The sequence below is a fragment of the Sphingomonas sp. AP28 genome (assembly GCF_056680455.1).
In genome coordinates this window covers 2397173-2416209 of record NZ_CM155283.1, presented here as the reverse complement: position 1 = coordinate 2416209, position 19037 = coordinate 2397173, and the positions used below count along the sequence as shown (strand labels likewise).

Annotated in this window: 15 protein-coding genes; 4 read left to right on the top strand and 11 right to left on the bottom strand. The window is 67.0% G+C overall.

Going from position 1 to position 19037, the window contains the following annotated elements; genetic code table 11:
• Positions 1–57 precede the first annotated feature (57 nt).
• Both AC1MH0_RS11025 and AC1MH0_RS11020 read left to right on the top strand, forming a co-directional pair.
• Entirely contained in the window at positions 58–1764 is a 1707-nt protein-coding gene (locus AC1MH0_RS11025) for a M28 family metallopeptidase (RefSeq protein WP_480962818.1), read from the top strand.
• Positions 1761–2597, top strand: a complete 837-nt coding sequence (locus AC1MH0_RS11020; protein ID WP_480962817.1) for a Rossmann-fold NAD(P)-binding domain-containing protein — start codon at positions 1761–1763, stop codon at positions 2595–2597. The genes AC1MH0_RS11025 and AC1MH0_RS11020 overlap by 4 nt, the downstream gene beginning before the upstream one ends.
• Here AC1MH0_RS11020 and AC1MH0_RS11015 read toward each other — a convergent pair.
• The 3 genes from AC1MH0_RS11015 to AC1MH0_RS11005 form a co-directional block, all read right to left on the bottom strand.
• Complete coding sequence (locus tag AC1MH0_RS11015) at positions 2510–3430, bottom strand: DMT family transporter (RefSeq protein WP_480962816.1); 921 nt, start codon at positions 3428–3430, stop codon at positions 2510–2512. The genes AC1MH0_RS11020 and AC1MH0_RS11015 overlap by 88 nt on opposite strands.
• Positions 3427–4428: a threonine aldolase family protein gene (locus AC1MH0_RS11010; RefSeq protein WP_480962815.1), complete on the bottom strand. Its 1002-nt coding sequence runs from the start codon at positions 4426–4428 to the stop codon at positions 3427–3429. The genes AC1MH0_RS11015 and AC1MH0_RS11010 overlap by 4 nt, the downstream gene beginning before the upstream one ends.
• Before the next feature lie 264 nt (positions 4429–4692).
• Positions 4693–6846, bottom strand: coding sequence for a transglycosylase domain-containing protein (locus AC1MH0_RS11005; RefSeq protein ID WP_480962814.1), 2154 nt, complete (start codon positions 6844–6846; stop codon positions 4693–4695).
• 207 nt (positions 6847–7053) lie between these two features.
• Here AC1MH0_RS11005 and AC1MH0_RS11000 point away from each other — a divergent pair, with 207 nt between their 5' ends.
• Complete coding sequence (locus AC1MH0_RS11000; RefSeq protein WP_480962813.1) at positions 7054–7662, top strand: NADPH-dependent FMN reductase; 609 nt, start codon at positions 7054–7056, stop codon at positions 7660–7662.
• A gap of 95 nt (positions 7663–7757) precedes the next feature.
• On the opposite strand, the gene AC1MH0_RS10995 is transcribed toward AC1MH0_RS11000, so the two are convergent.
• The 3 genes from AC1MH0_RS10995 to AC1MH0_RS10985 are packed head-to-tail and all read right to left on the bottom strand — an operon-like array spanning position 7758 to position 13792.
• Positions 7758–9350: an efflux transporter outer membrane subunit gene (locus AC1MH0_RS10995; protein ID WP_480962812.1), complete on the bottom strand. Its 1593-nt coding sequence runs from the start codon at positions 9348–9350 to the stop codon at positions 7758–7760.
• A 5-nt stretch (positions 9351–9355) separates the two neighbouring features.
• Complete coding sequence (locus tag AC1MH0_RS10990) at positions 9356–12568, bottom strand: efflux RND transporter permease subunit (protein WP_480962811.1); 3213 nt, start codon at positions 12566–12568, stop codon at positions 9356–9358.
• A 6-nt stretch (positions 12569–12574) separates the two neighbouring features.
• On the bottom strand, positions 12575–13792 hold the full coding sequence (locus AC1MH0_RS10985) for an efflux RND transporter periplasmic adaptor subunit (RefSeq protein ID WP_480962810.1): 1218 nt from the start codon (positions 13790–13792) through the stop codon (positions 12575–12577).
• A 213-nt stretch (positions 13793–14005) separates the two neighbouring features.
• Here AC1MH0_RS10985 and AC1MH0_RS10980 point away from each other — a divergent pair, with 213 nt between their 5' ends.
• Positions 14006–14497 carry a TetR family transcriptional regulator gene (locus tag AC1MH0_RS10980; protein WP_243650215.1) on the top strand — a complete coding sequence of 164 codons (492 nt, stop codon included), beginning with the start codon at positions 14006–14008 and terminating at the stop codon, positions 14495–14497.
• A gap of 137 nt (positions 14498–14634) precedes the next feature.
• On the opposite strand, the gene AC1MH0_RS10975 is transcribed toward AC1MH0_RS10980, so the two are convergent.
• The 5 genes from AC1MH0_RS10975 to AC1MH0_RS10955 form a co-directional block, all read right to left on the bottom strand.
• Positions 14635–15666 (bottom strand): sensor histidine kinase, encoded by a 1032-nt coding sequence (locus AC1MH0_RS10975; RefSeq protein WP_480962809.1) that lies wholly within the window; start codon positions 15664–15666, stop codon positions 14635–14637.
• A complete protein-coding gene (locus AC1MH0_RS10970) occupies positions 15663–16103 on the bottom strand; it encodes a response regulator (RefSeq protein WP_480962808.1) in 441 nt (146 codons plus the stop codon). The genes AC1MH0_RS10975 and AC1MH0_RS10970 overlap by 4 nt, the downstream gene beginning before the upstream one ends.
• Positions 16100–17539 carry a sensor histidine kinase gene (locus AC1MH0_RS10965; protein ID WP_480962807.1) on the bottom strand — a complete coding sequence of 480 codons (1440 nt, stop codon included), beginning with the start codon at positions 17537–17539 and terminating at the stop codon, positions 16100–16102. Before AC1MH0_RS10965 ends, AC1MH0_RS10970 begins: the two co-directional genes overlap by 4 nt.
• A 140-nt stretch (positions 17540–17679) precedes the next feature.
• Positions 17680–18459 (bottom strand): exonuclease domain-containing protein, encoded by a 780-nt coding sequence (locus AC1MH0_RS10960; protein WP_480962806.1) that lies wholly within the window; start codon positions 18457–18459, stop codon positions 17680–17682.
• A gap of 47 nt (positions 18460–18506) precedes the next feature.
• Entirely contained in the window at positions 18507–18956 is a 450-nt protein-coding gene (locus AC1MH0_RS10955; RefSeq protein WP_480962805.1) for a PH domain-containing protein, read from the bottom strand.
• Positions 18957–19037: the final 81 nt, after the last annotated feature.

The following is a 19037-nucleotide window of genomic DNA, read 5'->3' as shown; positions in this document are numbered from 1 at the left end:
GCGGGTGACGGTGGGTGCTACGCCGCTGCAACACGTTCCCTTTGCAAGGATTTCCGGATGTATCGTCCTATCGGCGCGCTCGCGGTGCTCGCGATATCTACCTCTGCCCTTGCACAGACTGCGCCCCAAGCTGCCCCCGTGCCGGCACCGGTGACCGCCCCGAATACGGCCGAGGTGAACGCCAAGCTCGCCGCACCGCTGCCGGCGGATCAGGCGGCGATGAAGGCGCATGTGCTGTTCCTCGCGTCGGATGCGATGAAGGGGCGCGAGGCCGGCAGCCCCGAGTTCGATATCGCCGCGCAATATGTCGCTGCGCAATTCTATGCCGCGGGTCTGCGGCCGGGTGGCGATCAGGGCGGGTATCTCCAGACCGTGCCGCTGGTGTCGTACAAGGCGGCGAGCAAGGGCGATTTCGTCTGGACGGGGCGCGGGCCTGCGCAGCCGCTCGTTTTCGGAGAGGATTATGTGCCCGCCGCGAACGGCGCGAAGGCGGAGACCAGCGTTTCGGCGCCCGTCGTGTTCGTCGGCTACGGCATCGACGCGCCGCAATATGGCCAAGACGACTACAAGGGCGTCGACGTGCGCGGCAAGATCGTCGCCTATTTTGGCGGCTCGCCCGCGCGGTTCGGCGGCGAGGAGCGCGCGTTCTTCGGCTCGGGCGGGACCAAGGCGGCGATCGCGCAGGCCAAGGGCGCGGTCGGCGTGATCACGCTGGAAAGCCCGCGCTCGGCGAAGGTGCGGACGTTCGCCAAACTGGCCGACTCCTATGCGACGCCGCGGATGACATGGGCGAACCCCGACGGTACCGGCAAGGTCGATGCACCTGGCGCGCCGTCGCTCGGGACGGTCAGCATGGTCGGTGCGGCCAAGCTGTTCGCGGGTGCGAAGACGTCTTGGAGCCGGATCGCCAGGCAGGCGGCAGGCGACAACGCCAAGTTCAAGGCGGTGCCGCTGGTCGGTACGCTGACCGTCGCGACAAAGACGAGCTTCGTGCCCGGCGCGAGCAGCAATGTCGTCGGCGTAATCCCCGGCAGCGATCCGGTGGTCGGCAAGGAGGTCGTCGTGCTGTCGGCGCATCTCGATCACATCGGCATCACGAAACCCGTGAAGGGCGACGCGCTCAACAACGGCGCGCTCGACAACGCGATCGGCATCGCCAGCCTGATCGAAGAGGCCAAGCGCTTCAACGGCAGTGGGCAGGCGCCGAAGCGCACGATCATGTTCCTCGCGGTCACCGGCGAGGAGAAGGGGCTGGTTGGCAGTGATTACTTCACCAACCACCCGACCGTGCCGCTGAGCTCGATCGTCGCGGACGTGAACCTCGATATGCCGATCCTGACCTACAAGTTCGAGGACATGGTGGTGTTCGGTGCCGAGCGCTCGACGATCGGCCCGATCGTGCAGAAGGCGGTGGCGGCGATCGGCGTCGGCCTGTCGCCCGATCCGATGCCGGAGGAGGGGATCTTCGTCCGCTCGGATCACTTCCGTTTCGTTCAGAAGGGGATCCCGTCGGTCTTCCTGTGGCCGGGTCAGAAGGGGCCGGGCAAGGCTGCGGTCGCGTATTTCATGGCGAACAATTATCACAAGCCTTCGGACGACCTGACGCAGCCGATCCTCTGGGATCAGGGCGTGCGGTTCGTCGATGCGAACTACCGGATCGCGCGCGAGATCGCGGATGGCGCGCAGCGGCCGGTGTGGAATGCGGGCGATTATTTCGGGACTTTGTACAAGGGGCCGATGGCTGGCGCGGCGGTGGCACCATGAGCCGGTTGCTGGTCTTCGGTCTTGGCTACACCGCGTCGCGGCTGGCTGATCGGCTCGCGGCGGATGGCTGGCATGTCGTCGGTACGACGCGGGATGGACGCAATGGTACGCTCCGGTTCGACGATGTGGACGCGGTGACGGCGGAGATCGCGGCGGCGACGCACATCCTGTCGTCGGTGCCGCCCGAGCATGAGGCGGACCCCGTGCTTGGCCGCTACGGCTCGCTGTTGCTGCGGACGCGCGCTTGGATCGGGTATCTGTCGTCGACCGGCGTGTACGGCGATGCGCAGGGTGCGTGGGTGGACGAGACGGCGCCGATCGGTGGCGGTCGACGGAGCGCACGGGCGGCGGCGGATGCGGACTGGCTGGCCATTGGCGCGCGGACGTTTCGGTTGCCAGGGATCTATGGTCCGGGGCGCTCGCCGCTCGACCGGGTGCGGCAGGGCAAGGCGCACCGGATCGAGCAACCCGGCCAGGTGTTCAGCCGCGCGCATGTCGACGATATCGTCTCGGGTGTGATCGCCGGGTTCGATGCGCCGGCAGGGGCGTATAATCTCGCGGACGACGTGCCCGCGTCGCAGAACGACGTGGTGGCGTTTGCGGCGATGCTGCTCGGGATGCCCGCGCCGCCGTTCGTGACGCTCGAGGAGCTCTCGGCAATGGGGCGCGGATTTTATAACGAGAACCGGCGGGTGGCGAACGGGAAGGCCAAGCGCGTGCTCGGCTGGACGCCCGCCTGGCCCGACTACCGCGCGGGCCTGCGCGCGCTGAGTGCGATGACGAGGCCGATGCCGGACAGCACAGCGCCGGCGACGGCCAAGGTCGACCAGTGATAGCGCTCGAAGATCGTCGATAGCAGCATCGCGATCACCGGTACGATGACGCCCGAATAGGCCGCCTTGGCCGGCCCGATCGCGCGGATGACGTTGAAATACAGCGGGAAGGCGAGCGCCGACGCGAACACGCCGAGATAGAGGATGCCCGCGACATAGCCGAAGCGCGGCTCGAACACCGGTGGCCCGGTGGTGATCCAGGCGAACGCCGCATCGAGGCTCGCGCCGATCAGCATCGCCATCGCCAGCGTCGGGGCCATCGGATAGCGTTTGGCGAACGCGCTGCCCTGGATGACGTTGGCGACCGACGCGGCCATCACGCCGCACAGCGTCAGGACGATGCCGATCGTCGCCGAGCGCGGCCCGTGAGGATCGACCCGCGCCTCGTTGACGAACAGCAGCGCGACCCCCGCCATCGCGACCGCGCACCCGACCATCAGCTGCCGTCCGAGGCGCTGCTTGAGGAAGATGCGGCCGAAGATCGCGTTGGGAACGAGCAGCAGCGCGAATACCACGGCGACGAGGCCCGAGGTGACGTAATGCTCGGCGCGATAGACGAAGTTGAAGTTGAACGTGAACAGCGCGATGCCGATCACCGCCGCGAACGCGTAGCCGCGCGCGTCGAATTTGAAGCTCTCGCGCTTGATCCCTGCGTAGATCGCCATCGCGATGCCGGCGACGAGGAAGCGGTAGCTGATCGACCAGCTCGGCGGCACGACCGCGATCTGGTCGCGGATGACGAGCCAGGTCGAGCCCCAGATCAGCGTGACGATGCCGAACGGAATCAGTACCGCGGCCCGCGTGGACTGTGGTGGGTCGGTGGGGCCGGTCACAGCTCGCGGAGGGCGTCGGCGAGGAGGCCGACTGCGTCCGCAGGGCTGTCCCATGCGGTGACGAGGCGAATCTCCCCCGCCGCCCAGTCGTAGAAGTCGAAGCCCTTCGCGCGGAGGGCTGCGGCTTCTTCGGGGGTGGCGCGGAGGAAGACTTCGTTGGCTTCGACCGGGTGGACGAGGCGGTCGCCTGCAGCGGCGGCTAGCTTCGTCGCGCTGTCGTTGGCGGCCTTGGCGTTGGCGAGCCAGAGGTCGTCGTCGAGCATGGCGAGGATCTGCGCGGCGAGATACCGCCCCTTCGACAGCAGCAGGCCTGCGCGCTTGCGGCGGTATTGCGTGACGGCGGCGAGGTCGGGCTTGAAGAAAACCAGCGCCTCCGCGCTCATCGCGCCGTTCTTGACGAAGCCGAAGCTCAGCGCGTCGACACCGGCGCGCCACGTCATCTCGGCGGGCGAGCAGCCGACGCGTGCCATCGCGTTGGCGAAGCGTGCGCCGTCCATGTGGAAGCCGAGCCCGCGCTCCTTCGCCAGCGCGCCGATTTCGGCCACTTCGTGCGGCTGGTAGACGCGACCATATTCGGTGGCGTTGGTGATCGAGATCGCGTGCGGCTGGACGCGGTGGACGTCGTCGGGGATCGCGTCGAGGACGGTGCGGATCGTGTCCGGCGTCATCTTTGCGCCATCGCCGTCGGCGAGGAACAGCTTGGCGCCGTGCGTGTAGAATTCGGGCGCGCCGCCCTCGTCGTTCTGAATGTGCGCGTCGCGGTGGCAGACGATGCCGCCGTGCGGCGGGCAGAGTGCTGCGAGCGCGAGGCAGTTGGCGGCGGTGCCGGTGGGGACCCAGAGCACTGCGACGTCGGTCTCGAAAAGTTCGGACAGGCGGCCGTCGAGCTGCTGGCTCCACGCGTCGCCGGCATAGGCGGTATCGAGCGTGTCGGCGGCGGCGATCGCGGCCATGACCTGCGGGTGGATCCTGGCGGCGTTGTCAGAGAAGAAGCGCATGCGTGAGACATGCTGCGATGCGGTGGTGGCGTCAACGGGGGTGTCGGCTCACGTGAAGATCAAAGCTGCTCTTCCACCTCGGCGAACGCCGGGGCCCAATTGGGGGCGGTAGGTGGCGAAGGGCTGCGCGTCGTTACCGCGACCTTTCCAATTGGGCCCCGGCCTCCGCCGGGGTGGTGCCTGATAGCCGGGGTAGTGCCTAATAACCGGGATGTGCCTAATCGCTGAGGTGGTGCTGAGTGACGGATGGCGTCGATTAGCGAACTACTGCCCTTCGTCGAACCCCGGCTCTTCATCGGGCGGCCGGCGATCGTCGCGTGGGGGCGGGCCTTCCTGGCGGTCGCGGCGGGAGGGGCCGACCGAGATGGTGCCGTCCTCGCCCATCTTCAGGTTGAAGCCCATCCCCTCGATCTCCCCGCCTAGCGGCAGGATCGAATTGTCCTGATCGTCCGCCGGCAGTGCGTCCGGATCGACTTCCTCTACCGCCGGAGCCGGCGCGGCGATCGGGGCGATCCCCAGCGCGCTCTGCATGAAGTCGCGCCAGATCCGTGCGGGGATACCGCCGCCCGACAGGCCGGGGTTCGACGAATTGTCGTCGTTGCCGACCCATACGCCGACCACCAGATCGCGTGCGAAGCCGACGAACAGCGCGTCCTTGTTGTCGGACGTCGTGCCGGTCTTGCCGAACGCGTCGACCGTGAGGTTCGCACCGCGTCCGGTGCCGGTGCGGATCGAGGCCGCCAACAGATCGAGCATCTCGTCGTGGATCTTGCTCGGCATCTCGGTCGCCCCGCCGGTCAGCGACTGGTACCAGCCCTTCTCGCGGACGTCGGCAAGGCCGCGCGGCTGGACCGGATATTGCTCGCGCGCGATCGCGGCATAGGCGGCGGTCAGTTCGAGCAGCGACACCGTCGAGGTGCCGAGGCCGATCGTCGCCTCGCTGGGGATCGGCGTTGAAATGCCGAGGTCACGCGCCGCCTTGATCACCGCCTTGACACCGACCTGTTGCGTCAGCCGGGCTGCAGCGACGTTGGACGAGCGCGCGAACGCCTGGCGCAGCGTGATCGTCCCCTGATAGCGGCCGTCGCTGTTCTTCGGGGTCCAGTCGCCGATCGTCACCGGGCGGTCCTCGATCGTCGAATCGGGGGTCAGCCCTTGGCGCATCGCGGCGAGGTAGACGAACAGCTTGAAGGTCGAGCCGGGCTGGCGACGGGCCTGCGTCGCGCGGTTGAACGGGCTTTTCGCGTAGTTCTTGCCGCCGATCATCGCAACGACGCGGCCATCGGGACGCATCGCCACCAGCGCGACCTGTGCCTGACGAAGCCCGGCGCGCGCGACGGTGCGTTCGGCGGCGCGTTGCAGGCGAGGATCGAGCGTCGTCTGGACGGTCGCCTCGGTCTTGATCTCGCCGGCTTGGTCGCGCGCTTCGGGCAGGATCCAGTCGGCGAAATACGTGCCGTTGGGGAGCTGCGACGGGCGGCTGCCGAGCACGCGCTGCGGCTGGACCGCGTCGCCCTCCGCCTTGGTGAGGAAGCCCGCGTCGACCATCGCGCCGACCACGACGGCCTCCCGCTTGCGCGCGCCTTCGAGGTTGGAGGTGGGGGCTAGGCGGGAAGGCGCCTTTACCAGACCGGCTAGCATCGCGGCTTGGCCGACGTTGAGCTTGTCGGGGGTGCGGCCGAAATAATGCTTGGCGGCCGCGCTGATCCCGTAGGTGTTGTCGCCGAAATAGACGTTCGAGAGATAGCGTGAGAGGATCTCGTTCTTCGACAGCCACGCCTCGAGCCAGAAGGCGATCATCGCCTCGCGGATCTTCCGCGTCGCGGTGCGGTCCGAATCGAGGAAGGCGTTCTTCGCGAGCTGTTGCGTGATCGTCGAGCCGCCCTGGCGGACGCCGCCCGAGCCCATGTTCGCCCATGCCGCACGCGCGATTCCGCGTGGGTCGACGCCCCAGTGCGAATAGAAGCGCCGGTCCTCGATCGCGAGGAAGGCCTGCGTGACGTGGGCCGGGAGCTTGGAAGCATCGACCGACTTGCCGATGATCGCACCGCGCCGTGCGATCGGCGTGCCGTCGTCCGCGGTGAGCGTGATCGAAGGCGGGGTCGGCGGTTGCAGCGACTTCGACAAGGGGGCGGTGATCGCGAGCCAGATGATCGCGATGACGAGCAGGACGATGCCGATCCCAAAGCCGCGCAGAATCCAGCGTCCGATCGGGCGCTTGCGTCGTGGCGTGCTGGGGGTGGCGTAGGCCGCGCCGAAGTCGCGATCATAGGGCTGCGAGTCGCCACCGTCGCGCTCGGCTTCGTATTTCTGGCGCAGGCGTTCGCGTTCGGTGATCAGCCGTTCGCGTTCATACGCATAGGGCTCGCGGTCGCCGCTTGCGTTGGAACGGTTGGTGTCGAAGGGATCGGGGCGCATCGGGTCGTTCCAGCGGGTCGGCCAAGCGGCGGACACAAGGTGTATTATCGGTCTATTACAGTTCGGGCAAGGCTACGCGCATCCCTAACGTGTACGGGGGCTTAGCGACAGCGCCCGCGGAACCCTGCACGACAATCGCAGGACGATTGCACCGCGTTGCCGGAACGCCTGTTGTCATCGTGCGACGAAACGGGAAAGAGCGGAGGGATGACGTTCGAACAGGATGAACCCGTGACCGTTTCCGACACTCTCCCCCTGGTCGTAGGTATCGGCGGCACGATAGGCGGCGTCTCGTCGACCGAGCGCGCGCTGCGGATCGCGCTCGATGCGGTCGAGAAGCAGGGCTATCGCACCCAGATGTTCGGCGGTGCCGACATGGCGCGGCTGCCGCTGTACGATCCGAAGGCGACGACGCGCACTGCGGACGAGCAAGCGTTCGTCGAGGCCGTACGCGGTGCATCGGCGGTGATCATCGCCAGCCCCGGTTATCATGGCAGCATCTCGGGGGTGGTGAAGAACGCGCTCGACCTGCTGGAGGAGACGTCGCGCGACGAGCGGCCGTATCTGGCGGACATGCCGGTCGGGCTGATCGCGACGGCGTACGGCTGGCAGGCGACGGGCAGCACGATCGCGGCGTTGCGCTCGATCGTCCATGCGTTGCGCGGGTGGCCGACACCGTTCGCCGCCGCAATCAATACGCAGGTGACGAAGTTCGACGACGAGGGTGGCGCGAGCGATCCCGCGGTGGTCGAGCAACTGCGGCTGGTCGGGCGACAGGTGGCGCGGTTCGCACCGTTGTCGGAGCCTGCGAACTAGCGCCATCTTCTATCCTCCCCCGCCAGGGAAAGGTGTCGCCGGAGATGACGGAGGGGGAGGGCCAGCCACCTCCCCCTGGCGGGGGGGATCGTGGTTTAGTTTGGTTGGCGAGGGTTGGGTGACACGGTCGTCGTGACCCCGCCGCCCAAGGCTCGGTAGAGTTCGACCGAATTGCTGTCTCGGGTCAGGCGGGCCGCCAGCAGGGTCTGTTGAGCGCTGTAGAGCGCGCGCTGCGAGTCGAGCGTGTTCAGGAACGTGTCGATGCCCGCACGGAAGCGCAGTTCCGACAGCCGGAACGCGCCCGCTGCATTGTTCCGAAGCGACGTCTGCGCCTGCAACTGAGCACCGATCGTGCCGCGCCGCGCGAGTGCATCGGCGACTTCGCGGAAGCCGGTCTGGATGCTCTTCTCGTACGTCGCGACGGCGGCATCGCGCGTGGCCTGGGCATAGCGCAGATTGCCCTTGTTGCGGCCGAAGTCGAACAGCGTCTGGCTGACCGTTGGTGCGACCGACCAGGTCTGCGATCCGTTGCCGAACAGGTTCGACAGGCCGAGGCTGATGGTGCCGAACGCCGCGGTCAGCGAGATGTTCGGGAAGAACGCCGCGCGCGCCGCGCCGATGTTGGCGTTGGCGGCGATCAACTGATGCTCGGCCGAGGCGATATCGGGACGGCGCAACAGCACCTCCGACGGCAGGTTCGAGGGCAGGTTCTCGAGCGTCGGGCTGGTCTCTTCCAGCCGTGCGGGCAGCATGTCCGCGGTCAGCGTCGTGCCGGCGAGCAGGTTCAGCGCGTTCTGATCCTGCGCGATCAGCGTGGTCGCATCGGCGATGTCCGAGCGTGCCTGATCATAGCTCGTGCTGGCCTGGCGTACTTCGAGTTCGGAGGCGATGCCGATCCGGAAGCGATCCTGCGTCAGCTTGACGGTCTGGCCGAACGCACGCTCGGTATCGCGGGCGATCTTGAGGCGATCCTGGTCGGCGGCCATCGTCAGCCACTGAGTCGCGATCTCGGCGATCAGCGACACCTGCGCCGCGTTGCGGTTTTCCTCCGTCGCGAAATACTGTTCCTGTTGCGCCTGGGTCAGGTTGCGAACGCGGCCGAACAGGTCGATCTGCCACGCCGATATCCCGACATTCGCCGAATAGATGTCGGCACGTCCGCTGGACACGACGCTGGATCCTGTCCCGCCAGTGCCACCGCCGGTGCCGCCGGTGCCGCCGGTTCCAGTACCGGTGCCACCGGTTCCCGTGCCGCCCGTGCCGGTTCCGCCGGTACCCGTGCCACCCGTACCGCCCGCGAGCCCGCCGCCAACCGCACCGAACGGCGACTTCTGGTAGGTCGCGCTACCGCTTGCCGCGATCGTCGGGAACAGGTTCGAGCGCTGGACGGTGTATTGGGCGCGGGCCTGCGCCACGTTGGCGACCGCGACGCGGAGATCACGGTTGTTCTCCAGCGCGGTGCGGATCACGCGGCGCAGGCGGTCGTCGGTGAAGAACACCTCCCACGACGTGTCCGCCGGCATGATCGCGCCCGCCGCGTCGGTGGCGGCATAGGCGGGCCCTGAAGGCGTCGCCGACGGCACCGACAATTCGGGCCGGACGTATTTCGGGGCGAGATTACAGCCGGCGAGCGTGAGCCCGGCGGCGAACGTCAGCGCGGTGCGGCTGGAGATCTGGGTCGAGAACATCTGGATCAGGCCTCCTGCGGCCGCTGGTCGTGGGGGGGCGTCGTGGTGCCGTCACGGTTGTCGTCACGGGTACCGTCGCGGTCGGGCACCTGGTCGCGGTCCTGCCCCGAGCCTGCCTTATCCTGCTTGAAGACGCGCTTCACGAGCAGGAAGAACAGCGGCACGAAGAAGATCGCGAGAACGGTCGCGGACAGCATGCCGCCGACCACCGCCCAGCCGATCGCGTTCTGGCCGCCGGCGCCGGCGCCGCTCGACAAGGCGAGCGGCAACACGCCGAAGATGAACGCGAACGACGTCATCAGGATCGGGCGAAGGCGAAGCTTGGCCGCCTCGACCGCGGCATCGGCCGCATTCATCCCGTCGCCCATCTTCTCCTCGGCGAACTCGACGATCAGGATCGCGTTCTTCGCCGCCACGCCGATCGTCGTGATCAGCCCGACCTGGAGGTAGATGTCGTTGTTCAACCCGAAGATCATCGCCGCGCCGACCGCGCCGAGGACGCCGAGCGGCACCACCAGCAGGACGGCGATCGGGATCGACCAGCTCTCGTACAGTGCGGCGAGGCAGAGGAACACGATCAGCAGCGACAGCGCATAGACCGTGGTCGACTGGCCACCCGACAGGTTTTCCTCGTAGCTGAGGCCGGTCCATTCATAGCCGATGCCGGGGGGCAGCTTGGCCGCCATCTCCTCCATCGCCTTGATCGCGGTACCGCTGCTGACGCCCGGCGCCGGCGAACCCATGATCTCGAACGACGCCACACCGTTATAGCGTTCGAGGCGTGACGGGCCGTAGTTCCAGCTCGTCGTCGAGAAGGACGAGAACGGCGCCATCGCGTTGCTGGTCGTGCCGCGGACGTAGAAGTTGCCGAGATCGGCCGGCGTCGTGCGGAACGGTGCATCGGCCTGCACGAACACCTTCTTCACGCGACCGCGGTCGATGAAGTCGTTGATGTAAGCGCCGCCGAACGCGGTGCTGACGGTGGTGTTGATGTCTTGCTGGCTGAGGCCGAGTGCCCCCGCCTGCGCTTGGTCGACGTTCAGTTTCAGCTGTGGCGCGTCCTCCAGGCCGTTCGGGCGGACCTGCATCAGGCGCTTGTCCTGGCTGGCCATGCCGAGCAGCATGTTGCGCGCCTCGAGTAGTTTCTCGTGACCGACGCCGGCATTGTCCTTCAGCATGAAGTCGAAGCCGTTGGCGTTGCCCAGTTCCTGCACGGCGGGCGGCACGAAGCCGATCACCATGCCGGCTCGGATCCCGGCGAGCGCCTGGTTGGCGCGTGCCGCGACCGCCGCGACGCTGTTCTCCTTGCCGCTACGATCTTCCCAAGGCTTCAGCTGGATGAAGGCGATGCCGACATTCTGGCCCTGGCCGACGAAGCCGAAGCCGCTGATCGTGAAGATACCCGCGGTGTTGGCCTTCTCGTCGATCATGAAGTGATCGCGGACCTTGTCCATCGTCCGGGCGGTCTCCTCCATCGGCGTACCCGACGGCATCGAGACCTGCGCGAACATCACGCCCTGGTCTTCCTCGGGAAGGAAGCCCGACGGCAGGCGGACGAAGATGAAGGCCATCGCGACGACGATCACGGCATAGACCAGCATCGTGCGGACCCAGCCCTTCTCGACGCGGCGCAGGCCGTTGCCATACTTGCCGACGCCCTTGTCGAAGGTGCGGTTGAACCAGCCGAAGAAGCCCTTCTTCTCGCTATGACCTTCCTTGGCAGGCTTCAGGATCGTCGCGCAGAGCGCGGGCGTCAGGATCAACGCGACCAGCACCGAGAGCGCCATCGACGACACGATGGTGATCGAGAACTGGCGGAAGATCACGCCGGTCGAGCCGCTGAAGAACGCCATCGGCAGGAACACCGCCGACAGAACGAGGCCGATGCCGACCAACGCGCCGCTGATCTCGTCCATCGACTTCTTGGCGGCTTCCTTGGGACTGAGCCCTTCCTCCTGGATCAGGCGCTCGACGTTCTCGACGACGACGATCGCGTCATCGACGAGCAGGCCGATCGCCAGCACCATGCCGAACAAGGTCAGCGTGTTGATCGTGAACCCCGCGACCTGGAGCACGGCGAGCGAGCCGAGCAACACGACCGGGACCGCGATCGTCGGGATCAGCGTGGCGCGGAAATTCTGGAGGAACAGGAACATCACGAGGAAGACGAGGACGATCGCCTCGATCAGCGTGTGGATGACCTGCTCGACCGACAGCCGCACGAACGTCGAGTTGTCGATCGGGAACGCGACCTTGACGTCGGGCGGGAACTGCTTGGCGATCCGGTTGACCTCGGCCTTCACCAGCTTGACGGTATCGAGCGCGTTCGCGCCCGGTGCCAGCTTCACGCCGAAGCCTGCCGCCTGCTTGCCGTTATAGCGTGCCTGGAAGCTGTAGTTCTCCGAGCCCATCTCGACGCGCGCGACGTCCGACAGGCGCACGGTCGCGCCGCTGGTTGCCGAGCGGACGATGATCGCGCGGAACTGCTCCGGCGTCTGGAGGCGCGACTGTGCGGTCACGGTCGCGTTGAGCGACTGGCCCTTCACCGCGGGCAGACTGCCGACCTGGCCGGCTGAAACCTGTGCGTTCTGCGCGATCAGGGCGGAGGTGATGTCGGTGACGGTGACTCCAAGGTTCGACATCTTGAAGGGGTCGACCCAGATCCGCATCGAATATTGCGCGCCGAACACCTGCGTATCGCCGACGCCCTTGATGCGGCTGAGCGGATCCTGGAGCTTCGAGGCGATCATGTCGCCGAGATCGACCTGGTCGTGGTCGCCGTTTTCCGAATAGGCTGCGATGATCAGCAGGAAGTTGGCGGTCGCCTTGGTCACGCGGAGACCGGCCTGCTGCACTTCCTGCGGCAGGAGCGGAGTCGCCTGTTGCAGCTTGTTCTGCACCTGGACCTGCGCGATGTCGGGATCGGTGCCCTGCTCGAAGGTGAGCGTGATCGCGAGGTTGCCCGAGCCGTCCGAGGTCGAGGCGAAGTAGCGAAGGTTGTCGATGCCCTTCATCTGCTGCTCGATGATCTGCGTCGTCGTGTTCTCAAGCGTCTGCGCGTCGGCGCCCGGATAGGACGTCGCGACCGTCACCTTGGGGGCGGCGATCTCAGGGAACTGCGCGATCGGCAGCGACCGGATCGCGAGGATGCCGGCCAACATCAGGATGATGGCGATGACCCACGCGAAGATGGGTCGATCGATGAAATAGCGTGACATGGGCGGTTACTTCCCGGCCTGCGCGGAACTGTTGCTGGTCGCACCGGACGCGTCGCCGCCTCCGGGTGCAGCGCCGGGCGCGCCAGCGGGCTTGGCGACCTGCTGCGGGGCGGCAGGCTTGACGGTCGCGCCGGGACGCAGGTTGAGCAGGCCCTCGACGATCAGCTTGTCGCCGGGCTTCAGGCCGCTGGTGACGATCCACTTGTCGCCGATCACGCGGTCGGTGGTGACATTACGCTGCTCCACCTTGTTCTGCGCGTTGACGACCAGAGCGGTCGCACCGCCGCGCGGGTCGCGCGTGATGCCGGCGGTGGGCGCCATGATCGCCTGGCGACGCGTGCCCTCGACGAGCTTCGCACGGACGTACATGCCCGGCAGCAACAGGCCGTTGGGGTTCGGGAAGCTTGCACGTAGCGTCACCGCGCCAGTGGTCTGGTCGACCGTGACTTCGGCGAACTGCAGGCGGCCCTCGATCGGATAGGTCGTGCCGTTCGGCAGGATCAGCTGGACGCGCGCGCTGCCGTCGCCGCGGGTCACGCCGCCGCTTGCCATCGCCTGCTTGAGATCGAGCAGCTGCGCCGCCGACTGGACGACGTCGACGTACACCGTATTGGTGCGCTGGATCGTCGCAAGTGGATCGGTCTGTCCCATCTGGACCAGCGCACCGACGGTCACCAACGACCGGCCGATGCGGCCCGAGATCGGCGCCTTGATCCGCGTGAAGCCTAGGTTGACGCGCGCCGACTGGACCGCCGCCTGCTGCGCTGCAACATTCGCGCGAGCCTGTTGTGCGGACGCGGTGGCGTTGTCCGCCTCCTGCTTGCTGACCGCGTTCAGCTGTACGAGCTGGCCGTAGCGCTGCGCCTGGAGGCGGGTCGCGTTGATCTGCGACTGGGCTGCGCCGAGCTGGCCCTGCGCGCTGGCGAGCGCCGCGCGATAGGGGGCGTCCTCGATCGCGTAGAGGACCTGACCCTTGCTGACCATCGCGCCCTCGGTGAACAGGCGATCGCGGACCACGCCGCTGACCTGAGGACGGACTTCAGAGGTCTCTACCGCGGCGATACGGCCGGGGAGCTCGGAGGTGAGCACCACCGCTTCCTCGCCGACGGTGACGACGCCGACGGTCGGTGTGGGCGGAGGCGGCGGAGCCTGCTCCTTGCTGCAAGCCGACAGCAGGGCGAGCGCGAAGAGCGCCACCGATCCCTTGAGGTTCAATTGCTGCATGTTAAGCATCCCGACGTCCGTGCAGATTAGGTTCACCGGAATGAACGTTCATTCCGCTTGCTTGCCCGCTAGGATTGTGCGAGCGGCCGGTCAACCTAAAAACGCGTCGGGAACATGGTTTTGAGTGCAGTGCAGCATGAAATGGGAAGTCGGGAGCGTATCGTCTCGTCGGCCCGTCATCTGTTTGCGACACAAGGGTTTCATCAAACCCCGATGTCCGAACTGGCCGTGGCGGCGGGTGTTTCCGTCGGCCAGATCTATCGCCTGTTCACCGGCAAGAACGCGGTGATCCAGGCGATCGTAATGGAGGATGCAGCGGCCAAGATGGGCGAGCTGCAGACGATGAACGACTCGGTCAAATCGGAACGATTCTCGATCGAGGAAGGGTTCGTCGAACTGGCACGACGTGCCTTGTCCAAGGGTGACGAGGCGCTGTCGTTCGAGATCATGGCGGAGGCGCACCGCAACGCCGACGTCGCCGACACGATCGCCGACCTGTGCCGCGATTTCCGCCGGATGATCCGCGAACTCGCCTGCGTCGCCAATCCGGACTTGCAGGAGAACGAACTGGAGGGCGCAGAGGAGCTGATCCTCGCCTTCATGTTCGGGCTGGGCCACCGTACGCTGTCGCGGCCGCGGTTGTCGGAGGATGAGACGGCGCGATTGACCGGGCGGATGATCCTGGCGGCGGTGCGCGCGCTCTGAAATAATCCTCCCCCGCCAGGGGGAGGTGGCTGGCACTTGCCAGACGGAGGGGGAGGTAAGGGAAGACCCTTGTTGCGTGTGCCTCCCCCTCCGCCGCCTACGGCGCCACCTCCCCCTGGCGGGGGAGGATTAGAAGGTTACCGTACCGCGGCGCGGAGGGTGGCGCGGACGCCGGTGTGGGTCGGGTCGTATTCGACGATCGACTGCAGGCTCTGCGCCATTGCGCGGATGAGCTTGGTGCCGAGACCGGTGCCGCGCGGGACGGCGTCTTCGGGGATGCCGCAGCCATCGTCTTCGACCGCGAGCAGGAAGACGTCGTCGTCGATCCGGCGCAGCGCGACGCGGACTTCGCCGCCGCTGTTGGGGTAAGCGTATTTGAACGCGTTAGTGACCAGTTCGGTGACGATCACGCCGAGCGACACCGCGCGGTCGGTGGGCAGGCGGATCGGCTCGGCGGCGAGGCTCAAGGCGCGGGGGAGCGCTTCGGTCGACCAGGTCTCGGCGAGTTCGTCGACCAATGCGCCAAGATATTCCTGCATGTCGACGCTCTCGACGTCGTTGCTGGTGTAGAGCCGGCGGTGGACCTGCGCGATCGCCTGGATGCGGCGCTGCGTATCCTCCAGCGCCTCTCGCGCGGACGGGTCGGTCAGCGCGGTCGCCTGGAGGCGGACCATCGCCGAGACGAGTTGCAGCGAGTTGGCGACGCGGTGGTTGACCTCGCCGAGCAGCGCCTCGAGCCTTGCATTGCTGGCGCGGAGATCGGCCTCGGCGGACGCCTTGGCATGTTCCAATACCGAGCGGGCGCGGACCTGTTCGAACGACGCGGCGAGTAGGTCGAAGAAATCCTCGCCGATCGTCTTCACGACGTAATCGGCGGCGCCGGCCTTCAGCGCAGCGACCGCGATGCGGCCTTCCTCCGAGCCAGTGACGTATACCACGGGCGGTGGATCGGGCAGGCGGCGGAGCGCTTCCAAAGTTTCGAGGCCGTCCATGCCGGGCATGTAATGGTCGACCGCGATCAGGTCGAAGCGCTCGGCGGCGGCTTTCACGACGCCCTCGGCCCCCGTCTCGGCGACGGTCATCCGGTAGCCGCGGCGTTCGAGCGCACGCGCTGCCAGCCGTCGGATGCCGGCGTCGTCGTCGATGTAGAGGACGCTGGGCCCGGTCACTCGGTCTCGGGAACCTGGATCACCGACAGGAACAGGCCGAGCTGGCGGATCGCCTGCGCGAAACTCTCATAGTTCACCGGCTTGGTGATGTAGACGTTGCAGCCGAGGTCGTAACAACGCTGGATCTCGACCTTGTCGTCGGTGGTGGTCAGCACGACGACCGGCGTGCGCTTGAGCGGGCTGCCCTCCGCCTTGATCCTGGCAAGGATGTCCGTCCCGCTCATGTCTGGCAGGTTGAGGTCGAGCAGGATCATCGCCGGGCCGCTCTTGGCCGGGCCGTCGGCGGCGTTGAACAGGAAGTCGAGCGCGGTGGTGCCGTCGGTGAAGTGACGGATATCGTTCAGGATACCGGCGCGGCGGATATTCTTCTCGATGAGGCGGGCGTGGCCCTCGTCATCTTCGATCATTACGATCCCGACGGTCTTGTGATCGTTCATGCTGCGTCCTGGATGGTCATGTGGGCCGGCAGGTTGAGCCGGAAGGTCGCGCCGTCGCCGAGCGTCGACTGCACGTCGATCGTGCCGCCAAGTCGATAGGCGAGCGCACGGACATGCGCGAGTCCGATGCCTTCGCCGGGCTGATCCTGTGCGCCGGAGCGGCGGAACAGGTCGAACACGCGCTGGTGATCGCGCGGATCGATGCCGCGGCCATTGTCGACGACCGACAGGATGACTCGGCCACGCTCGGCCTCGCCCCTCACGACGATCTCGCCGGGGCGACCGGGTTTCAGATACTTGGTCGCGTTCTCGATCAGGTTCGACAGGATCTGTTCGAGCGCGAGGCGATCGGTGACGATCGCCGGCATCGGCCGCTCGACGCGCACAGTGGCACCGCGATCGTCGATGATGTGCTGGATCGAGCCGATGATGGCCTCGACCAGTTGCGCAGGGTCGATATGCTCGGGCGCGATGGTGCGGCGCCCTTCGCGCGACAGCTTGAGGATGGCGTTGATCAGCCGGTCCATCTTCTGCGTCGAGGTGCGGATGAAGCCGATCGCCTCGGGCAGGTCCTCGCGCGCGGCCAGCCGTGCGTCCTCGGTGAGGATGTGCGGCGCTTCGGCTTCGGCGCGGTCGACCAGTTCGGCGAGCGGCGTCGCCGCGGTGGCGAGCTCGGCTGTGAAGCCCATCACGTTGACCAGCGGCGAACGCAGATCGTGGCTGACGATATAAGCGAAGCGCTGGATCTCCTCGTTCGCGCGGCTGAGGTCGGCGGTGCGTTCCACGACCTGCTCCTCGAGCGTCTCGTTGAGGGTGCGCAGGCTGTTGCGCGAGCCGGCGAGGTCGGCGGTGTAGCGGCGGATCAGCAGGACCGCGAGGATCGCGACGAGCAACAGCAGCGCCACCGCGATCCCCGCCGCGGAGAGGAACAACATGCTCGACCGCTGCTGACGCCCGGTCCGGATCGCGAGCAGGCGGACCTCGTCGGCGGCCATCGCCTGCAACCGGTAGCGGATGCCGCGCATCAGCGGGACGCTGGCATCGACGGCGAAGCGGCGCTGCGCTTCGACGATCCGGCCCGCGGCGACGAGCGTCATCGACTGGGTCCGCAAGCCAAGCAACCGCGCGAACCGCGGCTGGATCAGGTCGAGGCGTGCGGTCTGCCGGGGGTTGTCGATCGTCAGGGTGCGCAGCGTCAGGATCGACGGCTCGAGATTGCCGGCGGTGCGCGCATAGGCAGTCGCGAACAGCGGTTGCCCAGTGAGGATGTAGCCGCGCCGCGCCGTCTCGGTCTGCTCCATCTGGATCTGCAGCGTGGCGATCGCCTGGCGGACATCCTGCGTGTGGAGAATTTCGGCGGTATAGGCCTGGTTGCGGATCGTGATCCAGCCGATCGCGACCGCCGCCGCGGCGAGCGCGATGAATCCGAGCGTCATGAAGACGACGAGCCAGCGCGCGACTCGCCCCTCAGACGATGGAAGTTTCAGACGCGCGCGGATCATGGCTGCGGGGTGTAGGTCAGCGACGATTGTTACGCCAGCGATACCGCCCGGGTGCAGGCCCGCAACACGCTGATCTAAAGCAGGAGATCCTGCACGCTGGCTTTGCCCACGCGGCCGCCACCGCTGCGCCGGTCCATCTCGTGATTGGCGGTGAAGCGGATGTCGGGATCGCGATCGGTCATGAACGCCATCAGCGTCTCGTGATCGAGCTCGGACCATTCCTTGCCGCGATCGGGGCCGTAGCGGACGCGCGGGATAAGCCCGGGGTCACGCGACCATTCGACGAGCTGTGCGAAACTCGCCTCGTTGAGCATGTCGCGCAGGTGGAACGCGGTGACATAGGCGTCTGGGAACGCGCGGTGCGCAGGCAGGCCGCGTTCGTGCTCCATGCCGTGGGGCTTGCGCCAGTAGCGCAGCACCTGGTTCGAGAAGCTCGGCGAGTCGGGCCAGAGCCGGAGCGCGCATTTCCACGTGCAGATCCACTCGGCGTCGCGGGTGAGCGCGGGGGTGCAGAATTTCTGCTCGAAATCGGCGCGGTGCGCGGCCAGCGCGAGGCGGCGCGGCCAGGGGTCGAGCACCTGGCGGGCGCAATCATGCCAGTAGGGCGCGTCGGCGACATGCTCGTCGAGGATGTGGTGGATCGCCTGTGTCACGGGCGGGATCAGCCGACCGGGATTGACGAGCAGGCTACCGCCTTCGCCGTAAATCTCCCAGCGGCCATCCTCGCCGAGCGCGACGTCCTGCCAGCCGATCTCGCAGACGCCGTGGGCGGGCGGGGCCGAGCCGGTGGTCTCGAGGTCGACGACCCGGATCATCTGGGGCTGGGGTTTGGGCTTGGGATAGGGGGGCGCCATGCCCGCCATGTGGGGATAAAAGCGCGGTTAATCCAGCGCGTATGCGCCTAATCCAACGCGTATGCGTCGTCGTGATCGAGTTCGCGGACGCCGTAGCGTTGGCGGGCGCGATCGACGAGCTTGCGTAGGCCTTCGCGGCGGTCGCGCGCCATCGGGATATCGCGGAGCGTGAACTCGCCGCCGGCGGTCGTGCGGTCGCTAGACGTCAGGCTGATCGTGCCGATGTCGGTCATCTGGTTGAGGAGAGAATAGCCGAGGCGGACGTCCTTGATCCGGTAGAGCTCGATCTCGTCGATCGTCTTGAACAGGATGCCGCGCTTGATGATCAGGCGCTGGTCGGTGATCTCGTAGGAGGCGCTGCGGTTCTTGAGCCAGCGGACGCCGATGATGACGAAGCCGATGCCGGCGAGACAGGCGAGCAGCGTGCCCCAACCGGCAAAGCTGCCGAGTAGCCAGCGCCGCGTGCTGGAGCGGAATTCGTCGACTGGGCGCTCCACTTTGCGACTCCTTGGGGTGAGGGGCGGGACGGTAGGCTGGGGCGGTGGCGTGTCAATCATGTGTCGCGGCGGTCCGTCTAC